This window comes from Tessaracoccus flavus (genome assembly GCF_001997295.1).
GTDB classification, from domain to species: Bacteria; Actinomycetota; Actinomycetes; order Propionibacteriales; family Propionibacteriaceae; genus Arachnia; species Arachnia flava.
In genome coordinates, this window is the sequence record NZ_CP019605.1 from 1,161,672 (window position 1) to 1,183,099 (window position 21,428).

The following is a 21,428-nucleotide window of genomic DNA, read 5'->3' on the forward strand; positions in this document are numbered from 1 at the left end:
CGACGGCACGGGCGGGGCGGGCGTGGTCGTCCCAGGGCTGGCCGCAGCACTGGGCGGGGACTGCGGTACGTCCGTGGCAGGCAGGGAGGCAGACGGAGCGGGCGAGGGGTCGGAGGACCGACTTGCCGCGCCGCCCGGAGGCACGGGGGGCTCGGTGCGGGGAAAGGGCCCCAGGATCAGGTAGAGGGCGCCGACGACGATCGCCAGGACCACAGCCAGCGACACGATTCCCAGCCAGACGCCGCGGCCGGGGGTCGCGTCGGTCGTCGGGTCCGTGGCGGATCGGCGGGGGTGCGACGTAGGAGACGGGGGCGACACGGGAGACGCTGCTGATCGACGGGGGGTCGGGGTACCCGGGAGAGATTGATCGTCGGGAGGTAGGCCGCGTCGTCCGGTCAACGTCAGCCTCCTCTCGACACCTCAGGGGTGGGCGCAGAGGGACTCGAACCCCCGACTCCCTGCTTGTAAGGCAGGTGCTCTAACCAACTGAGCTATGCGCCCGGCGCACCAACATTAGCCAACTTTTCGTCAAGAGCAGTAAGGGAAGTGGTCGGCCAGATCCGCCGGTGCCTTCATCGCGGTGGCCCAGCCGCAGAAACCCGAACTGGCGAAGCCGTTGTGTGCCTTGTAGATCCACCCGTCGCTACCGAGCCTGAACAGCGCGGTGGCCATGACGATCTCGTCGTCGGCGCCAGCGATCGAGAAATCGACGGCCGTCCACGAGGTGTCGGCGGCCGACCTCTCGCATCCCTGGATCACGGCGTCGGAACGGTTCGTGCCTGAGCGCAGGAGCTGCTGCGACACGGGGCAGGGGACGGGACTGAGGTGGACGATGTTGTTGAACACGTACTTGGTGGTCGTTTTGAAGCTGTCACCGTCGGCCTCGACGACGGTGGCGAAGATCATGGAGCGGCACGCGTTGCCGCCGGTCCACGAGGTGTCGCATTCGGTCTTCCACAGGCGGCCGTCGACGTCGTGGACGCCGGGCGTCACCAGCGGACTCCACGCCTCCCAGGTGGCCCGCGGGCTCTTCTTGTAGGTGAGGTTGTTGAAGGCCCACCCTGCCCGCTCCACGTAGCGGCCGCCCTCGAGGACAACGGTGTAGGCCCAGATGTCAGTTCGGCAGCGCTCGACGTTGGAGGAGTACATCTCGCACTCGGTGTTCCACAGACGACCGTTGTGGTTGTGCTTGCCCGGTGTGGTGTAGACGTCTACAGCCTGGGCCGGAAGGGCCACGACGGCGGCGGCGACACCCAACACCAGTGCGAGGAGCAGGCGCACGAAGCGCTGAGATCCGCGCTGTGATCCGATCGGCTTCATAGCTCGGGAGCGTACTGCTCAGGTCCCGTGGGAGCGAAGCTCGCCCTGAAGGGATCGTTGAGGGTTCAGCCCAGCTTGGCGCGGACCAGCGCGGCGATCTGCTTTCCCTCGGCGCGGCCGTCGGCTCTGGCCCCGACGGCTTTGACGAGAGCGCCCATGTCCTTCATCGTCGGGGCGTGTCCGAGGTCGGCGACCGCCTCGTCCACAAGGGCAGCCAGTTCGTCCTCAGTCAGGGGAGCGGGGAGGTACGCCGCCAGGAAGTCCGCCTCCGCGGCCTCCTTCTCGGCCAGCTCTGCACGGCCGGCCTCGGCGTAGATCGCCGACGCCTCCCGGCGCTTGCGCATCTCGCGGGTGATGACAGCCAGTTCTTCGGCGTCGGACAGCTCGCGGGCCGAATCGCCGGCGACCTCCTCGACCGTGATCGCGCCCATCATCATGCGGATGTTGGTCTTGGCAGTCTCGTCCTTGGCGCGCAGCGCAGCGGCCAGATCCTGCTTGAGTCGTCTCTTCGTGGCTCCCATGGGGTTCCCTTCTCTCACGCACCATTGTGGCAGGCGCCGTCAGCGCCGGTAGAATGGTCGATTGTGGCTAGCGACGATCTTTCAACCCGCATCTCTGACCTCGGTCGGTCCCTCGATTCCATCGAGGCGGTCGCCGACCTCCCGAAGCTGCGCAGCGAGATCGGTGAGTTGGAGCAGCAGGTAGCGGCGCCCGATCTGTGGGACGACCAGGAGAACGCGCAGCGGATCACGTCGCAGCTCTCAGCCAAGCAGGGGGAGGTCGATCGTCTCGTCAGTCTCCGCTCCCGGCTCGACGACGCGGAACTCATGCTCGGCATGGCCGAGGACGAGGGCGATGCCGAAACCCGCCAGGAGGTGGCGGGCGAACTGGAGCGCCTCGCCCGCGACATCGCAACGCTCGAGGTCCGCACGCTGCTGTCGGGCGACTACGACCCCCGCGACGCCCTCATCACGATCCGTGCCGAGGCCGGCGGCGTCGATGCCGCGGACTTCGCCGAGATGCTCATGCGCATGTACCTCAGGTGGGCCGATCGTCACGGCTACGCCACCGAGGTCTACGACACGTCGTACGCGGAGGAGGCGGGATTGAAGTCGGCCACCTTCGCCGTCAAGGCCCCCTTCGCCTACGGAACCCTGTCGGTCGAGCAGGGGACGCATCGTCTGGTGCGGATCTCGCCGTTCGACAACCAGGGCCGCAGGCAGACGTCCTTCGCGGGCGTCGAGGTGCTCCCCGTCACGGAGGAGACCGACCACATCGACATTCCCGAGGCGGAGCTCCGCATCGATGTGTTCCGCTCGTCCGGTCCCGGTGGACAGTCCGTCAACACCACCGACTCGGCAGTTCGCATTACTCACCTGCCCACCGGCATCGTGGTCAGCTGCCAGAACGAGAAGTCTCAGCTGCAGAACAAGGCGGCGGCCCTCAGGGTGCTCCAGTCACGGCTCCTCGAGCGCGCGCGCTCCGAGCGCGAAAAGGAACTGAACGCCCTCAAGGGCGACGGCGGCAACTCGTGGGGTGCCCAGATGCGTTCCTACGTCACCCATCCGTACCAGATGGTCAAGGACCTGCGCACTGAGCACGAGGTCGGCAACCCCGACGCGGTCTTCGACGGCGACATCGACGGCTTCATCGACGCGGGCATCCGCTGGCGTAAGAAGACCGAGGCTCAGGCGTAGGCCCACGCGTGTCGCGCTAGGCGCGCTTGATCGGTTCGCCTAAACTCTCCACGACTGAGATTCTCTCAGGTTCTTCCCCAACCGCCGGAGTACCCACGTGATCACGTTCGAGGACGTCACCAAGTTCTATCCCGGGCAGGAGCGCGCCGCTTTGCGCAACGTCAACCTGGAGATTGGCAGAGGCGAGTTCGTCTTCCTGGTCGGGCAGTCCGGCTCCGGCAAGTCGACCTTCCTGAGGTTGATCCTTCGGGAGTACCGGCCGACCCGGGGCACGCTCTACGTGGCCGGCAAGAACCTCACCACCATGAACCAGTGGAAGGTGCCGGCGCTGCGGAGACAGATCGGCACGGTCTTCCAGGATTTCCGGCTCCTCCCGGGGAAGTCCGTCTACGAGAACGTGGCGTTCGCGCTGCAGGTGATCGGACGTCCCGCCAAGGAGATCCGCCGGATCGTCCCCGACACCCTCGATCTGGTGGGTCTCACCGGCAAGGAGAACCGACCCTGCGAAGAGCTCTCTGGCGGCGAGCAGCAGCGCGTCGCGATCGCCCGCGCGTTCGTCAACCGTCCGAAGATCCTCATCGCGGACGAGCCGACGGGCAACCTCGACCCCGAAACGTCGGTGGGCATCATGAAACTGCTCGACCGCATCAACCGCGCCGACACCACCGTGATCATGGCCACCCACGACTCGTCCATCGTCGACCAGATGCGCCGCCGGGTGCTCGAGCTTCGCGAAGGCGAGCTCGTGCGCGACCAGGCCAAGGGCATCTACGGAACGGCGTGAGGGAGTAGCCGATGAGACATTCACTCCGCGAGACCTGGTCAGGTCTCAAGCGCAACATCGCCATGACCATCGCGGTCATCGTCACGATGGGCGTGTCCCTGTCCCTCCTCGGTGCCGGTCTGCTGACCGCGATGGAGGTCAACCTCGCCAAGAGCAGCCTCTACGACAAGATCGAGATCTCCGTGTTCCTCTGCACGGAGAAGTCCCAGGGCGGACGCTGTGAGGCGGGCAAGGGCACCACCGACGCCCAGCGCGAGCAGATCCAGCAGACCTTGGAGTCCAACCCCGAGGTCTCGGAGGTCGTGTACCAGTCGAAGGAGGAGGCGTTCGCGGAGTTCCAGCGCGTGTTCGCGGAGTCTCCGGTGGTGGCGTCGCGGACCGCCGAGGACATGCAGGACTCCTTCAGCATCAAGCTGGTCAACCCCGAGAACTTCGCCGGCGTCGTGAGCGAGGCGAAGGGACTCCAGGGCGTCCAGAACGTCCAGGACCTGCACACGGTGCTCGAACCCATGTTCAAGTGGCTGGGTGCTCTGCAGTGGGCCACCATCAGCATGAGCGCGCTGCTGCTGCTGGCCGCGGCGCTGCAGATCGCCAACACCATCCGCATGGCTGCGTTCACAAGACGCCGCGAGATCGGCATCATGCGCCTCGTGGGGGCGTCGAACATCTACATCCTGCTGCCGTTCCTGCTTGAGGCACTCATCGCCGGCCTCATCGGCGTCCTGATCGCGGCAGGTGCGCTCACCGCTGGCTTCTATGCCATCATTGTCCAAAACGCTCAAACCTCAATCACGGCTTTACCATGGATTGGGTGGGGCGACCTCATCACTGCAATTCTTTCGGTTGCGGCGGTGGGTGTCGCCTTGGCGGTCATCCCAACGTTGCTGGCCACCAGAAAATACCTGCGCATCTAACCCCGCAAGGAGGCAAAGCGTGAACCGGGACCTTCCCCGTCGCCCCGCAGCTCGTCGCATGAACCGCATCGTCCGTGGCATCGTCGCCGCGGTGGCTGCAGTCAGCATGATCGGCGCCACGTGGAGTCCGGCACTCGCCGACGAGTTGGACGACCGCCAGCTCGAACTGCAGCAGGAGTTGGCCCAGCAGGCCGCCGCCATCGAGGATGCCAGCGCGGAGCTGAACTCCGCGATCAGTGCCCACGAGTCGGCACGCGCCCAGCTCGCCAGTGCTGAGACTGCCCTGGCAGCGGCGGAAGTGGAGCAGCGCGCGGCTGAGGAACTAGACGCCCAGCGCGCCGCAGAGCTCGCCGACGCGGAGAAGAAGTTGGAGCAGGCGAAGGCCGACGTTGCAGCCGCCAAAGCGGCCCTGGATTCGGTGAACAACCGGATCAACGAGGAGATCCTCGTCACCACGCAGCAGAACCACGGTTTCCTCAACCTCGTGCTGATCTTCTCGGATGTGGACACGTCCAACCTCAACCAGCGCGCGCAGCTCGCCGAGACTCTCTTCGACTCCTCAGCGCAGGAGCTGGACGAGCTGGAGATGCGGCGCCTGGCGCTCGAGGACGCAGAGCTGGCGGCGACCGAGGCCGAGAAGAAGGCGGAGGAGGCCCGCGTGGCCGCCGCCGAGCAACTCACCGCCAAGCAGGAAGCCGCAGCGCAGGCAGAGGCCCTTCGTGTTGAGGTGGCCCGCCTCGTAGAACTGCGTGACGCCGCAGAGACCGCCGCAGCCCAGCAGCTTCTCGCCGAGCAGGAGCGCGAGGCGCAACTCCGCGCGGAGAGCGAAGCGGTGGAGGCGCGTATCCAGGCGCGCATCGAGGCCGAGCGCAAGGCCGAAGAGTCCCGCATCGCAGCTGCGAAGGCGGCGGCGGAGAAGGCCGCCGCGGACAAGGCCGCCGCAGACAAGGCTGCACGTGAGGCCGCGGCGAGGGCAGCCGGGAACAGCGCCCCCAAGCCCAGCACCACTTCAAAGGCCCCCGCCAAGAAGCCGGCGGCCGCTGCTCCGGCGCCCCAGGCTAAGCCCGTACCCTCGTCGATCCTGCAGCGACCCGTCAACGGTCGGTTGTCCTCGCGCTACGGAATGCGGCTCCACCCGGTGCTCGGCTACCGCAAGCTCCACGACGGCACAGACTTCGCGGCCGCCTGTGGCACCCCGCTCCGCGCTGCCGCCGACGGTGTCGTCGCCGAGCGCTACTACAACGCGGGCTACGGCAACAGGCTCATGATCGACCATGGGAAGATCGGCGGCTCGTACGTGACCACCGGGTACAACCACGCCACGCATTACATCGTGTCGGTGGGGCAGCGCGTGCAGCGCGGCCAGGTCATCGGGTACGTCGGCACCACCGGTTACTCGACAGGCTGTCACCTCCACCTCATGGTGTGGGAGAACGGCAAGGTGGTCAACCCGATGGCCAAGTGGTTCGCCTGAGCTGTCTGCCATACTGGGCAGATGCCCAGGGAGACCGGACGGAAGCTCGTCGCACAGAACAAGAAAGCTCGGCACGACTACCAGCTGGGGGACACCTACGAGGCTGGACTGGTGCTCACCGGCACTGAGGTCAAGACCCTGCGCCTTGGGCGGGCCACTCTGACCGAGGCGTACGTCTCGGTGGACGACCACGGCGAAGTGTGGTTGATCAACGCGCACATCCCGGAGTACGAGTTTGGCACCTGGCGCAACCACTCGGCACGACGCACACGCAAGCTGCTGCTCAACAAGCGTGAGATCGCCAAGCTCTCCCGTGCTCTGAGCGATTCCGGTCGGACGGCGGTGCCGCTGTCGCTCTACTTCAAGGACGGCTACGCGAAGGTGGAGATCGCCGTCGCCACCGGCAAGAAGGACTGGGACAAGCGCCACGATCTCGCGGAGCGCGACGCGAAGCGTGAGGCGGAACGGGCCCTGGCGTCCAGGAACCGCTACCGCCGCTGAGCTGCGGCTACAGCTGTCTTCCGAGCGTCGTCGGATCGGTCCCTGGGCAGCTCGCGAGGAACGAGCGAGCGTCCGTCGAAGGGTAACGGGCCCGATGGTTCGACGCCGCCCCGGACTGCGGGTGCGGCCACAGATGCAGTCGGGCTCCATCGACCGAGTCCTGGGCACGGACCTGGATCAGGGCCGAGCCAGGGCACGTCCAGGGTGGGTCCCGGTTCCGCCGGGCGGACATCGGGGCCATTCTTGAGGTCATGAACAACTTCCTCGTCAACGACCAGCAGCGCGACCGCGCCGTCGATCATCTTCAGGCCTGCTACGCGAACGGGTCGTTGGACGAGGCAGAGTTCGACCGTCGGCTGGACGCCGCTCTCAACGCGCGCGACCGGGCAGAGCTCAACAGATCTCTCCAGGGGCTGGCCCGCATCGCGCCCCCTGCCCCGCTCACCCCACCGCTCCGCAGACCAGGCCAGCCGACGTCGGGCGAGAACCTGGGCGCTGGGCTCGCCCATCTCTCGGGGCTCTTCACCTGGGTGATCGGGCCCGCCATCGCCAAGGCCGTCGCCACCCCCGGTAGCAGGATCTGGTGGGAGGCCTCCCGGGCGCTGAGCTTCCAGCTCACCGCCGCCCTTGTCGGAATCGCCTCGCTGGGTGTCGCCGTCGTCCTCGGCTTCGACGGGCTGCTTCTTCTGGGCTGGATGGGTTGGTTCTTCGGTACGATCATCGCGTCGCTGAGGGCCTTCAACGGGAAGTCCGGAACGGGTCAGTTCGACCGGTTCCTCGTCATGCGCGAGCAGCCGCAGGTCGGGGCGCTTGCCAGGACGCGCTAGACTGAGGCAGTGACAACTCAACAGGGGGTGACTGGTTTCGACTTGGGACGGTAGTTCCAGGGGAAGCGGGTCGAGAATCCATGCTCATCTCGTAAACGATGCATGGAAACCAATAAGTGCCAACTCAAACCGCACTAACTTCGCTCTCGCTGCCTGATCAGTGATCGAAGGGTCAGCCCGGATGCGCCTTCCGTCCGGTTCCTGGCCTCATTCAGAAGGCTTGCTGAGTGGCCTGTGTTTCAGGGGCCACTCGGGACTTAACTGAGACTGGGTCCGTTTGCGACATGCCGACGTGAGTGCAAGGACCGAGAAAACGCCTAGTCGGCTGCACCCGGAGAAGCCCTGGTTCATCTCTTAAGGACGCGGGTTCGATTCCCGCCACCTCCACCACCCCTGAAGGGCCGTCAGTTCGCTGGCGGCCCTTGTTGCGTTGAGCGGGTCCCACTCCCCGGGACGCCCCTCCGGTTGGCGGGTCACCCGCGCAAGAGACGACCTGGGTCTATGTCAGCGGCAGCAGCGTTTTGCGAGGGTTGTTGTCGGGAGCGCATCAGCGTTGTGCGGCTCCTGAGAACCGAAGGCGAACCTCATGTCCACCACACTCCCACGACTACTGTCCATCCCCGTCGCGCTGCTGATGACGGGTGCCAGCCTGGCGACGGCGACGTCCGCAACGGCAGACGAGGGCGACAACCGGCCGGCTGTGACTGCCAGCGGCACCGCGGACGGCGACGATGTCACTATCGCCTACACCATCAACAGGGGTGGAACTGTCGGGGGTGGAAAGACCCTTTGGTCCATACGGCAACCGGGATCTCGTAACGCCAACAGGCAGGACGAAACGCCAACGGGTTGGACCAAACGCCAACCGAGGAGCGCGAACGCCAACGGACAAGGCAGAACGCCGACGAGGATCAGCGACGCCCGCGAGACATCGCGGGCGTCGCTGAGCATCGGGGGCGCGAGCCGATATCGGTTGGCGTTCGGCTCTGGCGGTTGGCGTTTCGGCCTAACGGTTGGCGTTGGGGGCGCAGCGTTGGCGAACGCGGGCGTCGGTTGGCGGTTGGGATGCCTCGGCCCGCTGCTCGCCGTCGCTAGTCAGGGCAAGGGCGGGCGGGCGTGGCTAGAGTGGAATCGTGCAGCACACAGGTGCCCTGGCGGCAGGTCAATTGCTCGTGGCGACCCAGCCGGGTCGCGGCGGGTACTTCGACCGCTCCGTGGTGCTGATCCTGGAACACAACCTCGAGGCGACGGTCGGTGTCTGCCTCAACCTGCCCACCGACACGCCTGTCGCCGACGTCGTCGCTCCGTTCGCCGACAAGGCCAGCGTTCCGGCCGTCATCTTCGAGGGTGGCCCCGTCAACAATGAGATCGCCGTGACGCTCGGCGAGCCCGCCACGCCTGAGTCTCCGCCGCCCGGATGGCAGCAGATCGTCGGTGACATCGGCGTCGTAGACATGAGCTTTCCCCCCGAGCTGATCGACACGTCGTTCGCTCAACTGCGCGTCTTCGTGGGCCTGGCCAGCTGGGCGCCGGGCCAGCTGGAGGCGGAGTTGATCCGTGGCTCGTGGTTCCGCAGCCACGCCCGTCCGGAGGACGTGTTCGGCGACCCGGAGGGCATCTGGAGGCGCGTCCTGCGACGCATGGGAGGCGGTGCCGGTAGGTGGTCGACGTGGTCGGACGACCCCACCCTCAACTGACGAGCTACCACCCGATGGCTACCATGGGGTCGGATGCAAGGAGGCCCAGTTGAGCGAGGCGCGAGCGAAGTCGAGAATCCTCGTCATCGATGATGACGCGGCTCTGTCCGAGATGCTCCAGATCGTCCTGCGCCAGGAGGGCTACGAAACGGTGCGCTGCGCCACCGGCTCTGCCGCCATGGCTGAGTTCCGGCAGTCGAAGCCCGACCTCGTCCTGCTCGACCTCATGCTCCCCGGCCGCGACGGCGTGGCGGTCTGTCGCGACATCCGTGCTGAATCCGGCGTCCCCATCGTCATGCTCACCGCCAAGTCGGACACCTCCGACGTCGTGGCGGGCCTCGAAGCCGGCGCCGACGATTACGTTGCCAAGCCGTTCAAGGCCAAGGAACTCATCGCCCGTATCCGCACCAGGCTCAGGCGCAATGGGGGTGACGTCGGCACCGACGTGCTGAGCATCGGCGACCTGACCATCTCCGTGTCGTCGCACGTCGTGAAGCGCGATCAGCAGACGCTGGCGCTCACACCCCTGGAGTTCGACCTGCTGCTGGCCCTCGCCAAACGCCCGACGCATGTTTTCACGCGTGAGGCGCTGCTCGACGAGGTGTGGGGGTACCGCAATGCCGCCGACACGCGTCTCGTCAACGTCCACGTCCAGCGGCTTCGGGCGAAGGTGGAGAAGGATCCGGAGAAGCCCGAGATCGTGATCACGGTGCGTGGCATCGGGTACCGCGCCGGTGAACCGTCCAGGTAGGCGCGCGTCCAGGCTCCGCCAGCTCTGGTGGAGCTCGTTACCCCTACGCGTGCTGATCTCGACCCTGGGGCTGTCGATCGTGGTGTTGGGGCTCGCCGGCCTGGTGCTGCTGCAGCAGGCGACGGCCGGCGTCGTCGCGTCGAAGCGGGACGCGTCGCTCAACGAGGCCGCCGGTGTGTATGCCTTCATGCAGGCCCAGCTTAGAACTCCCGAGGAGCGGGGCGTCGCCGTGCATGAGTCTCTCAACCGTCTCGCGGACCTCGCCGACGCCCAGACCACCCAGTACCGGGTGGTGATCCAGGGACCGACGTCGAGCCTCGTCTCAGCGGGGATTCGGGCCGAATCGGTGCCCACCGAGCTTCGCGAACGCGTGGAGCTCGGGGAGGGGATGTTCATCACCCCGACGGAGGTGGTCTATTCCGATCCCGCCGCCGTGGCGGAGCCTGGCTGGGCCATCGGTACGTCCCTCATCGGAGCCACGGGTGAGCGCTACCCGATCTACTACATCTTTCCGATGACCGCCGAGCAGCAGACTCTGGGCGTGCTCCAGCGGGCCGTCGTCGGCACAGGGTTGGCCCTTCTCGCAGCGTTGGGCCTCATCTCGTACCTCGTCACCGTCCAGGTGGTCCGACCGGTGCGGAGGGCAAGCCAGACCGCGCTGAAGCTCGCCTCGGGGGAGCTGGGGGAGCGGGTGGCGGTGCGCGGCACCGACGACCTCGCCTCCCTCGCCAAATCCATGAACCGGATGGCCGCGCAGCTGCAGCAGAGGTTCCGGGAGTTGGAGACGCTGTCCACCCTTCAGCAGCGATTCGTCAGCGACGTGTCCCACGAACTGCGCACGCCGATGACCACGATCAAGATGGCCTCTGACGTCCTTCACGAGGGTCGCGGCACCTTCGACCCGCTGACGGCACGGACGGCCGAACTGATGAGCCTCGAGATCGACCGGTTCGACGCCATGCTGGCGGACCTGCTGGAGATCTCCCGGTTCGACGCCGGGGCCGCCGTGCTGGCGCTGGACGAGACAGACGTGGGCGCGCTGGTGGAGGCCGAGATCAACGCCAACCGACGGATGGCCGAGAAACTGGGCGTGGAGGTGACCGTCGACGTGCGTACCCAGGACAATCAAGCGGCCGTCGACTCCAGGCGGATCCGGCGGATCCTGCGCAACCTCATCACCAACGCCATCGAACACGCCGAAGGTAAACCCGTGCGGGTGACCGTCGCGGCCGACGACGTCTCGGTGGCGGTGACGGTCAGGGACTACGGCGTCGGTTTCGAAGCCGACGACGCCCCCCACGTCTTCGATCGCTTCTGGCGCGCCGATCCCAGCCGCACCAGGGTCGTCGGGGGCTCCGGCCTCGGGTTGGCCATCGCCATGGAGGACGCACGGCTCCATCGAGGCTGGCTGACCGCCTGGGGTAGGCCCGGGCGCGGCGCTCAGTTCCGCCTGACGGTACCCCGGGACCCCGACCACGAACTGACGGGATCCCCCCTCCCCGTCGCGCCCGACGACGACGTACCCGCCGAGGTGGCCCGATGATCCGATCGTTGATTCTGTGGCTGACGCTCGCCCTGCTCGTCGGCTGCACCGCCATTCCGACCGCGGGACCGGTCGAGGAGGTGCCCCATTCCGCCGAGCCGGGTGGCATCGACATCGCGCCTGAGCCGCCGGCCGAAGGCGTCCCACCGGTCCGGCTGGTCGAGGGGTTCCTGCAGGCGATGGCCGTGCCCGAGGGCGATTACGCCATTGCGAGGGACTACCTGACCGAGGAGGCGGCCGCCGACTGGGGCCCCGACGGCGAGATCACGATCTACGAGGGGGTTGTCGCTGGGAACGCCGAGGGAGCGGCCATCAGCGGAATGCAGGTGGCGACGCTCGATGAGGCAGGGCGGTACACGGCTCAGGATCTGCCCTACCAGCACGACTTCGGACTGGTTCGCGTCGACGGTCAGTGGCGCATCGGGTCGCCGCCGCCGGGGCTGATTCTCTCCCGCTACCTCTTCGAGCGTTACTACGCGCGGTTGACGCTGTATTTCATGAGCAGGATCGGCAGCCACGTGGTCCCAGATCCGATCTACGCGCACGAAACCCTCGCCACACCGACGGCTGTCGTGGAGGGACTGCTCGGCGGTCCACCGTCGTCGCTGGCCCGCGTCGTCACGAATGCCCTGCCCGATGGTGCCTCCCTGGGGTCGGATGGGGCCACCATCGACACACGCGGCGTCGTCACAGTCGACCTGACCGGGCTGGACGGCGACATGCCGGACGACGCCCGCCGCCGGCTGGGCGCGCAGTTGCTGTGGTCGCTCACGTCCCTCCCGCGCGTCACAGGGCTCGTCATCACCCGCGATGACGTCACGTTCACACTGCCTGGTGCGACCGCGGCCGGCGTCCTCGAGCTCGCTGCCCAGCAGGGCTACCAGGTCCTGTCCCGCGCCTCGACGATCGACCTGTTCGGAGTCCGCGAGTCGGTGCCCGGCCGAATCCCCGGCGTCGGAGGCTTTGAACGCTGGCAGGGGGTCGAACTGCCAGCTGCCGACCTGGCCGTGTCCCTGGACGGTTCCAGCGTCGCGCTCATCGAGGAGCGCCGCGGCGACGTTGCCCTGGGCCCCCTGACCGGGGAGCTCAGCCCCGTTCGCGTCGGGCTACTCAACCTTCGTTTGCCCCAGTACTCGCTCGGATCGCTGTGGGTGCTGGGTGACAACGTCGGCGGTACCCCGACACTGGCGATCGTCGACCGGACCGGCCAGGTGGCCCCTGTGTCGCTGGACCTACCGCAAGGGGCACGCATCCACGAGTTCGCCGTTTCACCGACCCGAGCCCGGGTGGCGCTGGTCCTCCAGGTGGGTGAGGAGCGACAGCTCGGCGTCGCCACGGTGATCGGTGCCGAGCCGGCGACCGTGATGAACTGGCAGCGCATCCCTGCTCTGAGTTCGTCAGGGCAGGCGATCACCGACATCACGTCGGTGGCGTGGCAGTCGGAGACTGGCATCGCGTTCACCGGGTCGGTGGCGGGGCTGAGGTCCGTCTACACCGTCCAGATCGACGGGTCCCACCTGGAGGATCTCGGGTCCGTGACGGGCGGGATCGCCGAGTTGGCAGCCATGGCGCGGCTGGGCGGCGGCGCGATCGCCGTGCGCACTCCGGCTGACATCGCATGGCGGTACGAGGCCCGCACCCGCTGGACGAGGCTCGGGGAGGGCATCAGCGCCATCGCGTACGGCGGCTGACGGTTTCGCTCTGCGGCTGTGGATATCGGGATCCGACGGGTGGCGGAACCGATGATGCACGGGTGAGATCTCTCCTCGATGCTGCCGCTGACCTGCTGCTGGGTGCGTCCTGCCCCGCGTGTTCCCGCCCCGGTTGGGGGCTCTGCCGTGACTGCACCGAGGCGCTGGTGATGCCCGTGCGAGTCCTCGACCGCGGACTTCCGGTGCCGCTTTATGCGGCCTGCCCGTACCGGCCGCTGCTGCAGCGGGTCGTCCCCAGCTACAAGGACGACGGGGCCCTGCACCTGGCAAGGCCACTCGGGTCGCTACTGGCCAGGGCGGTCGCCGCGCACGACCTGCCGTCCGGCACACGGTTGGTTCCCGTGCCGTCGTTGCCGGCGGCGGTCAGAGCCCGGGGTTTCGACCACGCGGCCGCTCTCTGCGCGGAGGCGGCCCGCGTCAGCGGGATCCCAATGGCGCGGAGGGTGCTGCGGCGGTCGGGGCGGGGTCGGGACCAGCGTGGCCTCAGCCGCGCGGCGCGTCAAGCGAACCTGGCTGACTCGATGTTGGCCCGCGACCCAGGGGTCCCCGTCCTCCTCATCGACGACGTCGCAACCACGGGTGCCTCGCTGCGCGAGGCCCTGCGCGCCCTGCAGGCCGCCGGAGTGGTCGTGGTCGGGGCCGCAGTCCTGGCCGATGCCGACGATGCCCGATCCGGACAACGCATTCGACGACACTTACTGGTCAAAGGCTGACGGCGACTTGGCGGTAGCGGTAGCGTTGATCCATGGACGACGCCGCAGGCCCATTTTCTCTGGCCTGCGGTGTTGTGCATTCCGTGGCGGGACACTCCCGCGCGGAAAGGAAGTTGGGCCACAGGCCCCACGACTGACGGAGGAACCATGGACATCGTCGTCACAGGTCGACACTGCTCGATCAGCCCCGAACTCAAGGAACTCGTCACGGATCGTCTCGCCTCGGTCGAGCGATTGCGCGACCGGGTCATCCGCGTCGAGGTGGAGTTCCACGCGTCGGAGGGAACGAAAGACCCATCTGACTCGGTCGAGGTCCAGTTGACGTTGCGGAGCAAGGGACCCGTGGTCCGCGCCGAAGCGACGGCGAACGACAAGGTGGCCGCCTTTGAGCAGGCCTACGACCGGTTGAAGACGCAACTGCGCAAGGCCGCCGACAGGCGCAAGACCCATCGTGGCCTGCGGGCCGGCGCGATCCCCGAGTTCCAGCCCCCGGCCGAGAGCACCCCTGAGGCTGACGACTCCGGCGTGGAGACGCAGAACGTCGCCGGCCTGGTGGTGACCGGGGATGGGCCGCTGGTGGTGCGCGAGAAGGAGTTCGACAGCTCCCCGTTGACCCTGGCGCAAGCGCTCGACGAGATGGAACTCGTGGGCCACGACTTCTTCCTGTACCAGGACGCGGAGTCCGGCAAGCCGTCGGTGGTGTACCGGCGGAAGGCGTACAACTACGGTGTGATCCACCTCAACGTGAGCTGACCACGCACGACTCGCCCCGGCCACACGGCCGGGGCGAGCGTGTCTTTCCGGCGCGCGTTAGGATGGCACGCGGTACCGCCGCATCATGCGGCCTTCTCGAACAAAGGACTTGTCCCGTGGGATTCATGGATTTTCTGAGCGGCCTCGGCTCCGGAGCCCAGCTCCGAAAGCTGCAGAAGGTGGCCGATCAGGTCAATTCCATCGAGGAAGAGTTCCAGGCGATGTCCGACGCCGAGCTTCGCGAGGAGACCGATCGGTTCCGTCAACGCATCGCCGACGGCGAGAAGCTCGACCTCATCATGCCGGAGGCGTTCGCCACGGTGCGCGAGGCGTCGGTCCGGGTCCTCAACAAGCGCCACTTCGACGTCCAGCTGATGGGCGGTGCCGCCCTGCACTGGGGCAACATCGCCGAGATGAAGACCGGTGAAGGCAAGACGCTGGTCGGCACCCTGCCGTCGTACCTCAATGCGCTCACCGGCAAGGGCGTGCACGTCGTCACGACGAACGACTACCTCGCCAAGTACCAGTCCGAGCAGATGGGCCGTATCCACCACTTCCTCGGTCTCGAGGTCGGCGCGATCCTCGCCAACATGACCCCGGACGAGCGTCGGGTGGCCTACGAGTGCGACATCACGTACGGCACGAACAACGAATTCGGCTTCGACTATCTGCGCGACAACATGGCGCTGCGCAAAGAGGACCTCGTGCAGCGCGGCCACCACTACGCCATCGTCGACGAGGTGGACTCCATCCTCGTGGACGAGGCCCGCACGCCGCTCATCATCTCCGGGCCGGCCGAGGACAACCACGAGTGGTACCCCGTCTTCGCCAAGATCGCCCGCACCCTCGTGCGTGACCGCGACTACGAGGTCGACGAGAAGAAGCGCACCATCGCGGTGCTGGCCCCCGGGATCGAAAAGGTCGAGGACAGGCTGGGGATCGACAACCTCTACGAGTCGGCCAACACGCCGCTCATCTCGTACCTCAACAACTCGATCAAAGCCAAGGAACTCTTCAAGCGCGACAAGGATTACGTGCTGGCCGGCGATGAGGTGCTGATCGTCGACGAGCACACCGGCCGCACGCTGGCCGGCCGCCGCTACAACGAGGGTCTGCACCAGGCGCTGGAGGCCAAGGAGGGCGTCCGCATCAAGGACGAGTACCAGACGCTCGCCACCATCACGCTGCAGAACTACTTCCGCATGTACGACAAGCTCGCGGGCATGACCGGTACGGCCAAGACGGAAGAGTCGGAGTTCCAGAAGATCTACGGACTCGGCGTCATCCAGATCCCCACCAACCGGCCGATGATCCGTGAAGATCAGCCCGACCTCATCTACCGCACCGAAGAGGCGAAATACGACGCGATCGTCGCCGACGTCGTCCAGCGCCACGCCGCCGGGCAGCCCGTGCTGCTCGGCACCGCCTCGGTGGCCAAGTCGGAGGTCCTGTCCGCTCTACTGAAGAAGGCCAACGTGCCCCACCAGGTGCTCAACGCGAAGCACCACGAGCGGGAGGCGTCGATCGTCGCCGAGGCGGGGCGCAAGGGCGCGGTCACGGTCTCCACGAACATGGCCGGCCGCGGTACCGACATCATGCTGGGCGGCAACCCGGAGTTCCTCGCAGACCTTCACCTCCGGAAGGCGGGACTCGACCCCCTCGAGACCCCGGAGGAGTACGAGGCGGCCTGGGGCGAGACGCTCGCCCAGCTCGAGGAGCAGGTCAAGGCCGAGCACGACGAGGTCGTCGCCGCCGGCGGCCTGTACGTCGTCGGCTCCGAGCGGCACGAGTCGCGGCGCATCGACAATCAGTTGCGGGGACGCTCGGGCCGTCAGGGCGACCCCGGTGAGAGCCGTTTCTACCTCTCGCTGAGCGATGATCTCATGCGCCTGTTCCGCCCGGAACTGCTGGAACGCGCCCTCCTCATGATGAAGGTGCCCGACGACGTCCCGATCGACATGAAGTCGGTGTCGAAGTCCATCGAGAGCGCCCAGAAGCAGGTCGAGGGCCAGAACTTCGAGATGCGCAAGAACGTCCTCAAGTACGACGACGTGCTGAACCGCCAGCGCCACGCCATCTACGGCGACCGGCGACGGGTGCTGGACGGGGCGGACGTGTCGGAGCAGCTGCGGGCATCCTGCTCGCGCGTGGTGGCCGACGTGGTGCGTTCCCACACCTCCGACATCCCGGAGGAATGGGATCTCGACACGATGATCACCGAGCTGAAGACCCTCTACCCGGTCTCCATCTCCCTCGACGAGTTGTCCGAGGACCTGCCTGAGCAGGACGAGATGGTGGAGATGTTCGTCGAGGACGCCTCGGAGGCCTACGACCGCCGCGAGGCGGAGTTGGGCGCCGACACGATGCGCGAGCTCGAGCGCCAGGTCCTGCTCACCGTGCTCGACCGGAAGTGGCGCGAGCACCTCTACGAGATGGACTACCTCCGCGAAGGGATCGGGCTTCGGGCCATGGCGCAACGCGACCCGCTGGTCGAGTACCAGCGCGAGGGCGGCGACATGTTCAACGCGATGATGGAAGCCTTCATGGAGGAGGTCGTCGGGTACCTGTTCAACCTTCAGGTCAACCCGCGCCAGCACGCCGAGCCGTCGCTCCAGGTCGGTCTCATCACGGAGTCGGACGGCAGCCCGGTCGACGTGTTGGGCAAAGTGGGAAGCGACGAGCCCCAGCCGGAGCCGGAGGCCGACGACGAGCAGCCCGCGCCTCTCGCCAAGGGCCTTGAACGCAAGCCCGACCGTGACCTCAGCTACTCCGCTCCGGACGAGAGCGGCACTGCGACCCGCACCACTTCCGGTCAGGTCAAGGTCGAGCCGAAGACCGGACGCAACCAGCCCTGCCCCTGTGGCTCGGGCAAGAAGTACAAGATGTGCCACGGCCGCCCCGGAGCAAGCAACTGAACCACGCCAACCACCGCCGCCCCTGGAAGCCCAGGGGCGGCGTGGCAGTTGCGGCCGTTACCCTTCGACAAGCTCAGGGATCAGCGAACGCGACAAGCTCAGGGATCAGCGATCGCGACAAGCTCAGGGATCAACACACGGGACAAGCTCAGGATCAGGAACGGGTGCCAGGGACTAGGGCGTGTTGCTAAAGGATTCGGGGACGGTGAATGCGCGAGTCTGGAGTCATGTCGCGCGATGCCATCAGACCCGTGGACATGGTGGACGCGGTGCTAGTCACGGCGGCTAACCTACCCGGCCCCCTTCCCACCCACCTTCGGGAGTGCATGGCCATAGACCCGACCGAATCCTCCCCTGGGGTGCGCCAGGCACCCGGCCCACGCCCGGGCGCGACTGAGGCAGAGTCGGTTGTTTCTGGAAGGCCGAAGCCGCACCACAACCCTCGCCGGCGAGCCGGGACGTGCCTCCACCCATACCCGCCTGGACACCCACGTCGAGGCCCCCATGGGAGGATAAGCTCGGTCACACGCCGACGCAGGGGATCCGATGACAACGCACACCACCACGGCCGGCCGCCAGCCATCCGAGACTCCCACGGCAGTCCGCGGGATTAGCGCGCTGCGCCACCCCGTGGTCTCCGGCGGGCTCATCGGAGTCATCGGCGGGACAGCCTTCCTCTTCGCCGGCCTCCTTGGGGTGTCCTCACCGACACAGGGCCCACTGCGCGGGCTGGCTGCCGCCCTGGCCACCTTCACCCTTGCAGTGATCCTGTTCCGCCGCAGGGTCCTCCCCGAGCTGCGCCCGCCTGCACCGGGGGCGGCACGTGTTTACGGGGTCGCCGTCGTCGTAATGCTCCTGCTGATGCCGGTCACGCGCCTGGTCGCTCAGGCCTTACATGCCCCGACGGCCCAGAGCGCTTTGGTGGCCGCCGTCGTCGGCGCGCACTTCCTCCCCTTCGCTCGGGTCTTCCATGCCCCGGTGTTCTGGTGGATCGGCGGGTCCATGGTCGCCCTCGGCCTCGGCGGGGCACTCCTGGCGGTCCTGGGCATGCACGTGGCCGGGCCCGCCGGCGCCGCGGCGGCCGGTGCGGCGATGCTCGTGATCGTGGCAGTGCAGGCGTTCCGACAACACGCCCCGGGCACCACAGCAGCCACAGAACAGTCTGCCGCGTGACCCAATCCGGGCTCACGCCCTAGGCGGCCTGGAGGGCGGCGGGCTCGAGGATGATCAGTTCTGTGCAGCGCCACTTCTCGGCGACCGCGTCGAGCCGGAGCACGCACGTCACCCATCGTCCGGCGAGCTCGACTTGGACGCTGGCTTCAACCGCGCCGGAGGAGGGCATCTGGGCCCGGGCGCGGCCGATCCGGACGCGCCGGTAGCGGCCGGAATCCACGCGCGAACTCAGGTAGGAGAACGCGCCCGGAGCCATGCACGGGCGGACCTGGTGCAGAGGTCGGCGCCCCATCAGTGCCTCGACGACCGCGTGGATGAGCCCCTGCACTGCGGGCGGGGGCGGCACAACTCGCGCGACGGCGGCGTTGGGCAGGTGGACGACGGTCGGGCGGCGAGGGGCGACGGAAGTGCTCATGACCGCGACGCTAGGAGCCGGACCCTTGCCGTCAGCTACGCCGGGCAGCCACCGACAACACGATCGCGGCAGAGGACAACACGGCAACCAGGTGGGACAACACCTGAGCCCGGGTGGGCAACACCCTCGACGTCAGCCGCCGAACATGAGCAGCAGACCCCCGACGGTGAAGACCACCATCATGCTCAGCAGCGGCAGGTGGACCGCGACACGGCGGCTTCTGGTTCTGAGCGCGATGTCATGAGTGACCAGCACCCCGATCGCGTGGCCCCCGACGATGAGAACAACCTGCGCGATGGCGACCGCTGTCGGGAAGGCGAACAGGATGGTCGAGGGTGCGGCTTCCGCGCCCCCGAACAGGTCCCAGCCTCGGGCCAGCGGATCGCTGAAGCGCAACAGCGTGCGCTGGCCCTCCAGATACAGCATGGTCCCGTAGTGGGCCAGCGCGTAGCCGACGACAAGGGGGATGAGACCTGGGGCGAGGTCGTCGGCCGTGAGGTCGCGGTACGGGAGCGCACCGAGCCTGAAGAGGCCGTAGATGAGGCCGATGCTCGCGACGAGTCCGGCCAGCCCGAGGGGCCAGTAGACCGCCTGATCGAGTGCCTGGGTGGCCCGGACCCACCAGGCGGAGTTGGACAGTGCGTCGAAGAGCGTGCCGCCGAGGATCACGGCCGCAACGAGCGCCAGGTGCCGGGGCGCGCGCCAGGAAGCGAGATTGCGCAACGGATTGATGGCCAGGAGCGTCCCGGCTCCGTCCCGCGCCCAGGGGGAGAGCCGCGCCGTCGAGGTGGCGTAGGCCTCGAAGGGATCAGCCCTGGCGATCCAGCTGGGGCCTCGCACGAGCACGCCGATGACCAGCCAGGCGAACCACAGCGCGGTGAAGATGCGCAGCACGGGCAGCGTGGCCCCGTCGGGCTGGACTAGTTCGAGGTAGAGGAAGGCGAACAACGCCACTGCTGCGGGTGCCCAACTCTCCCCCGTGGTGCGCTCGTTGAGCGTCTCCCAGCGGGACAGCAGGAGCCGGATCGGATTGGTGCGCCGATAGACGGTCCCGAACAACAGCGAGACGGGGACGAGCCCGACCCAGATCAGAACGAAGACGAAACCGAACACGGGATTGTCGATCCGGTCCACCCCGAAGAGCAGCGCTGCCGCCGCCAGCCCCCAGAGCGCGATCGAAACGATGCGCAGGGACCACACGGCGGCGGGGGCATCGACCACCCTCGTCAGTCGGGGTAGGGGAGTGCCACTGCGCTCGGTGAATCTCGGGGACTTCCACGCGAACAACGCCACCCAGAAGGTGAGGACGAGGACGAGAGCGCCTCCGGCCAGGACGAGCTCGAAGGGCAGTGGCAGGTCGCTCCGCGAGGCGATTCCGTGGAGGGGTGTCACTTCACGACCAGGTCGGCCCAGATGGCGTCGGTCACGTGGGACTCGAGCTCGTAGGTGCCGGACATGGTGGCGTCGAAGACGATGTCGGTCGGAACACCCGCCTCGAGGTCCTGCTCGATCTCGTAGCCGTGGAGATGGGCGCGGTCGTCGATGGCCGACGTGATCCGCAGCGTCACCTCCGCGCCCAGCGGGACCTCGACGCGGACGGTGGGTGCGGGCGGATCGGTGACGACCAGCTCCACCGTCTGCGGCTCGGCGGACGGTGCGCTGCAGGCGGCAAGCAGGCCGACGAGCAGGATTACTACCAGGCGGAACACGTGCTTCATCGGCACCGAACCTACTCCCTTTCTCCATCGGTTGCACTTACGCTGGAGGCATGAGACGTCGACTGGTTTTCATCCCCATCGCGCCCGACGAGATGGGCGCGCTGGCTGGGCGCTCGGAGCTTGTCGACCGGACCGCCTACTCCGTGACTCCCGAGCTCCTGGAGGAGCTCGGCTACGGTGCTGAGGAGACGGAGGACGCTGAGTACGCGGCACTCATCCTGGCCTCGGTGGCTGGCCTCGCCGCGCACGGGACCCGGCTGATCGTCGTCGCCGAGGTGGACCCCGCCTCGGTGGAGCCGGGCGATGACCCGACCAACGGGCAGGTATGGCTACGGTCCTGCCCACCCTCGGCCATCACGGCCTGGTTCGCAGACGAGCCCGGCGTCGACGTGGCCGACGCGGCCGCGATCTCGAAGGGCATGACGATCGACCAGGCCTGGGATCAGCCCGCCGTGCAGGACCTGCTGCACAATCACGATCTGCTGTGGAACGACGTGGTCGAATACCGACGGGAGGGCTGA

General features: G+C 67.4%; 20 protein-coding genes, 1 tRNA gene and 1 other RNA gene. 16 read left to right on the forward strand and 6 right to left on the reverse strand.

Translation table 11 applies throughout. The features are described 5' to 3' along the window. Positions 1–427: 427 nt before the first annotated feature. The 3 genes from RPIT_RS05230 to RPIT_RS05240 form a co-directional block, all read right to left on the reverse strand. A tRNA-Val gene (locus RPIT_RS05230) sits at positions 428–501 on the reverse strand. Between the two features lie 27 nt (positions 502–528). Further along, entirely contained in the window at positions 529–1,320 is a 792-nt protein-coding gene (locus RPIT_RS05235; RefSeq protein WP_077341312.1) for a hypothetical protein, read from the reverse strand. Positions 1,321–1,385: 65 nt separating this feature from the next. Beyond that, positions 1,386–1,841: a GatB/YqeY domain-containing protein gene (locus RPIT_RS05240; protein ID WP_077341314.1), complete on the reverse strand. Its 456-nt coding sequence runs from the start codon at positions 1,839–1,841 to the stop codon at positions 1,386–1,388. A 63-nt stretch (positions 1,842–1,904) separates the two neighbouring features. Here RPIT_RS05240 and prfB point away from each other — a divergent pair, with 63 nt between their 5' ends. The 15 genes from prfB (at position 1,905) to RPIT_RS15615 (ending at position 18,774) form a co-directional block, all read left to right on the forward strand. Next, positions 1,905–3,017 carry a peptide chain release factor 2 gene (gene prfB, locus RPIT_RS05245; RefSeq protein ID WP_077341316.1) on the forward strand — a complete coding sequence of 371 codons (1,113 nt, stop codon included), beginning with the start codon at positions 1,905–1,907 and terminating at the stop codon, positions 3,015–3,017. 97 nt (positions 3,018–3,114) lie between these two features. Next, positions 3,115–3,801, forward strand: a complete 687-nt coding sequence (gene ftsE / locus RPIT_RS05250; protein ID WP_077341318.1) for a cell division ATP-binding protein FtsE — start codon at positions 3,115–3,117, stop codon at positions 3,799–3,801. A gap of 11 nt (positions 3,802–3,812) precedes the next feature. Next, positions 3,813–4,715: a permease-like cell division protein FtsX gene (gene ftsX / locus RPIT_RS05255; protein ID WP_218121562.1), complete on the forward strand. Its 903-nt coding sequence runs from the start codon at positions 3,813–3,815 to the stop codon at positions 4,713–4,715. A gap of 19 nt (positions 4,716–4,734) precedes the next feature. Continuing rightward, positions 4,735–6,189 (forward strand): M23 family metallopeptidase, encoded by a 1,455-nt coding sequence (locus RPIT_RS05260; RefSeq protein ID WP_143028200.1) that lies wholly within the window; start codon positions 4,735–4,737, stop codon positions 6,187–6,189. Between the two features lie 21 nt (positions 6,190–6,210). After that, positions 6,211–6,690 carry an SsrA-binding protein SmpB gene (smpB, locus tag RPIT_RS05265; RefSeq protein WP_077341322.1) on the forward strand — a complete coding sequence of 160 codons (480 nt, stop codon included), beginning with the start codon at positions 6,211–6,213 and terminating at the stop codon, positions 6,688–6,690. 251 nt (positions 6,691–6,941) lie between these two features. Next, the gene (locus RPIT_RS05270) at positions 6,942–7,517 is read left to right on the forward strand and encodes a DUF1707 domain-containing protein (RefSeq protein WP_077341324.1); all 576 of its coding nucleotides are present in this window, start codon (positions 6,942–6,944) and stop codon (positions 7,515–7,517) included. Between the two features lie 23 nt (positions 7,518–7,540). Next, positions 7,541–7,907, forward strand: a transfer-messenger RNA (tmRNA) gene (ssrA, locus tag RPIT_RS05275). A 743-nt stretch (positions 7,908–8,650) separates the two neighbouring features. Then, positions 8,651–9,214: a YqgE/AlgH family protein gene (locus tag RPIT_RS05280; protein ID WP_162274501.1), complete on the forward strand. Its 564-nt coding sequence runs from the start codon at positions 8,651–8,653 to the stop codon at positions 9,212–9,214. 49 nt (positions 9,215–9,263) lie between these two features. After that, complete coding sequence (mtrA, locus tag RPIT_RS05285; protein ID WP_077341328.1) at positions 9,264–9,965, forward strand: MtrAB system response regulator MtrA; 702 nt, start codon at positions 9,264–9,266, stop codon at positions 9,963–9,965. 64 nt (positions 9,966–10,029) lie between these two features. Next, entirely contained in the window at positions 10,030–11,508 is a 1,479-nt protein-coding gene (mtrB, locus tag RPIT_RS05290; RefSeq protein WP_093664840.1) for an MtrAB system histidine kinase MtrB, read from the forward strand. Continuing rightward, the gene (locus RPIT_RS05295; RefSeq protein ID WP_077341333.1) at positions 11,505–13,199 is read left to right on the forward strand and encodes an LpqB family beta-propeller domain-containing protein; all 1,695 of its coding nucleotides are present in this window, start codon (positions 11,505–11,507) and stop codon (positions 13,197–13,199) included. Before mtrB ends, RPIT_RS05295 begins: the two co-directional genes overlap by 4 nt. 62 nt (positions 13,200–13,261) lie before the next feature. Then, positions 13,262–13,933: a ComF family protein gene (locus RPIT_RS05300; RefSeq protein ID WP_162274502.1), complete on the forward strand. Its 672-nt coding sequence runs from the start codon at positions 13,262–13,264 to the stop codon at positions 13,931–13,933. Positions 13,934–14,080: 147 nt separating this feature from the next. Further along, positions 14,081–14,686, forward strand: a complete 606-nt coding sequence (hpf, locus tag RPIT_RS05305; RefSeq protein WP_077341337.1) for a ribosome hibernation-promoting factor, HPF/YfiA family — start codon at positions 14,081–14,083, stop codon at positions 14,684–14,686. Between the two features lie 116 nt (positions 14,687–14,802). Next, entirely contained in the window at positions 14,803–17,601 is a 2,799-nt protein-coding gene (gene secA / locus RPIT_RS05310; RefSeq protein WP_472573272.1) for a preprotein translocase subunit SecA, read from the forward strand. A 546-nt stretch (positions 17,602–18,147) separates the two neighbouring features. Next, positions 18,148–18,774: a hypothetical protein gene (locus tag RPIT_RS15615; RefSeq protein WP_218121563.1), complete on the forward strand. Its 627-nt coding sequence runs from the start codon at positions 18,148–18,150 to the stop codon at positions 18,772–18,774. 19 nt (positions 18,775–18,793) lie between these two features. Here the strand turns inward: RPIT_RS15615 and RPIT_RS05325 are convergent, their stop codons facing one another. The 3 genes from RPIT_RS05325 to RPIT_RS05335 form a co-directional block, all read right to left on the reverse strand. Then, complete coding sequence (locus RPIT_RS05325; protein ID WP_077341341.1) at positions 18,794–19,189, reverse strand: Rv3235 family protein; 396 nt, start codon at positions 19,187–19,189, stop codon at positions 18,794–18,796. Between the two features lie 132 nt (positions 19,190–19,321). Continuing rightward, on the reverse strand, positions 19,322–20,581 hold the full coding sequence (locus RPIT_RS05330) for a hypothetical protein (protein WP_077341343.1): 1,260 nt from the start codon (positions 20,579–20,581) through the stop codon (positions 19,322–19,324). After that, positions 20,578–20,907 carry a cupredoxin domain-containing protein gene (locus RPIT_RS05335; RefSeq protein WP_077341345.1) on the reverse strand — a complete coding sequence of 110 codons (330 nt, stop codon included), beginning with the start codon at positions 20,905–20,907 and terminating at the stop codon, positions 20,578–20,580. Before RPIT_RS05335 ends, RPIT_RS05330 begins: the two co-directional genes overlap by 4 nt. A 50-nt stretch (positions 20,908–20,957) precedes the next feature. Between RPIT_RS05335 and RPIT_RS05340 the strand changes: the two genes are divergently transcribed. Beyond that, positions 20,958–21,428, forward strand: coding sequence for a DUF6912 family protein (locus tag RPIT_RS05340; RefSeq protein WP_077341347.1), 471 nt, complete (start codon positions 20,958–20,960; stop codon positions 21,426–21,428).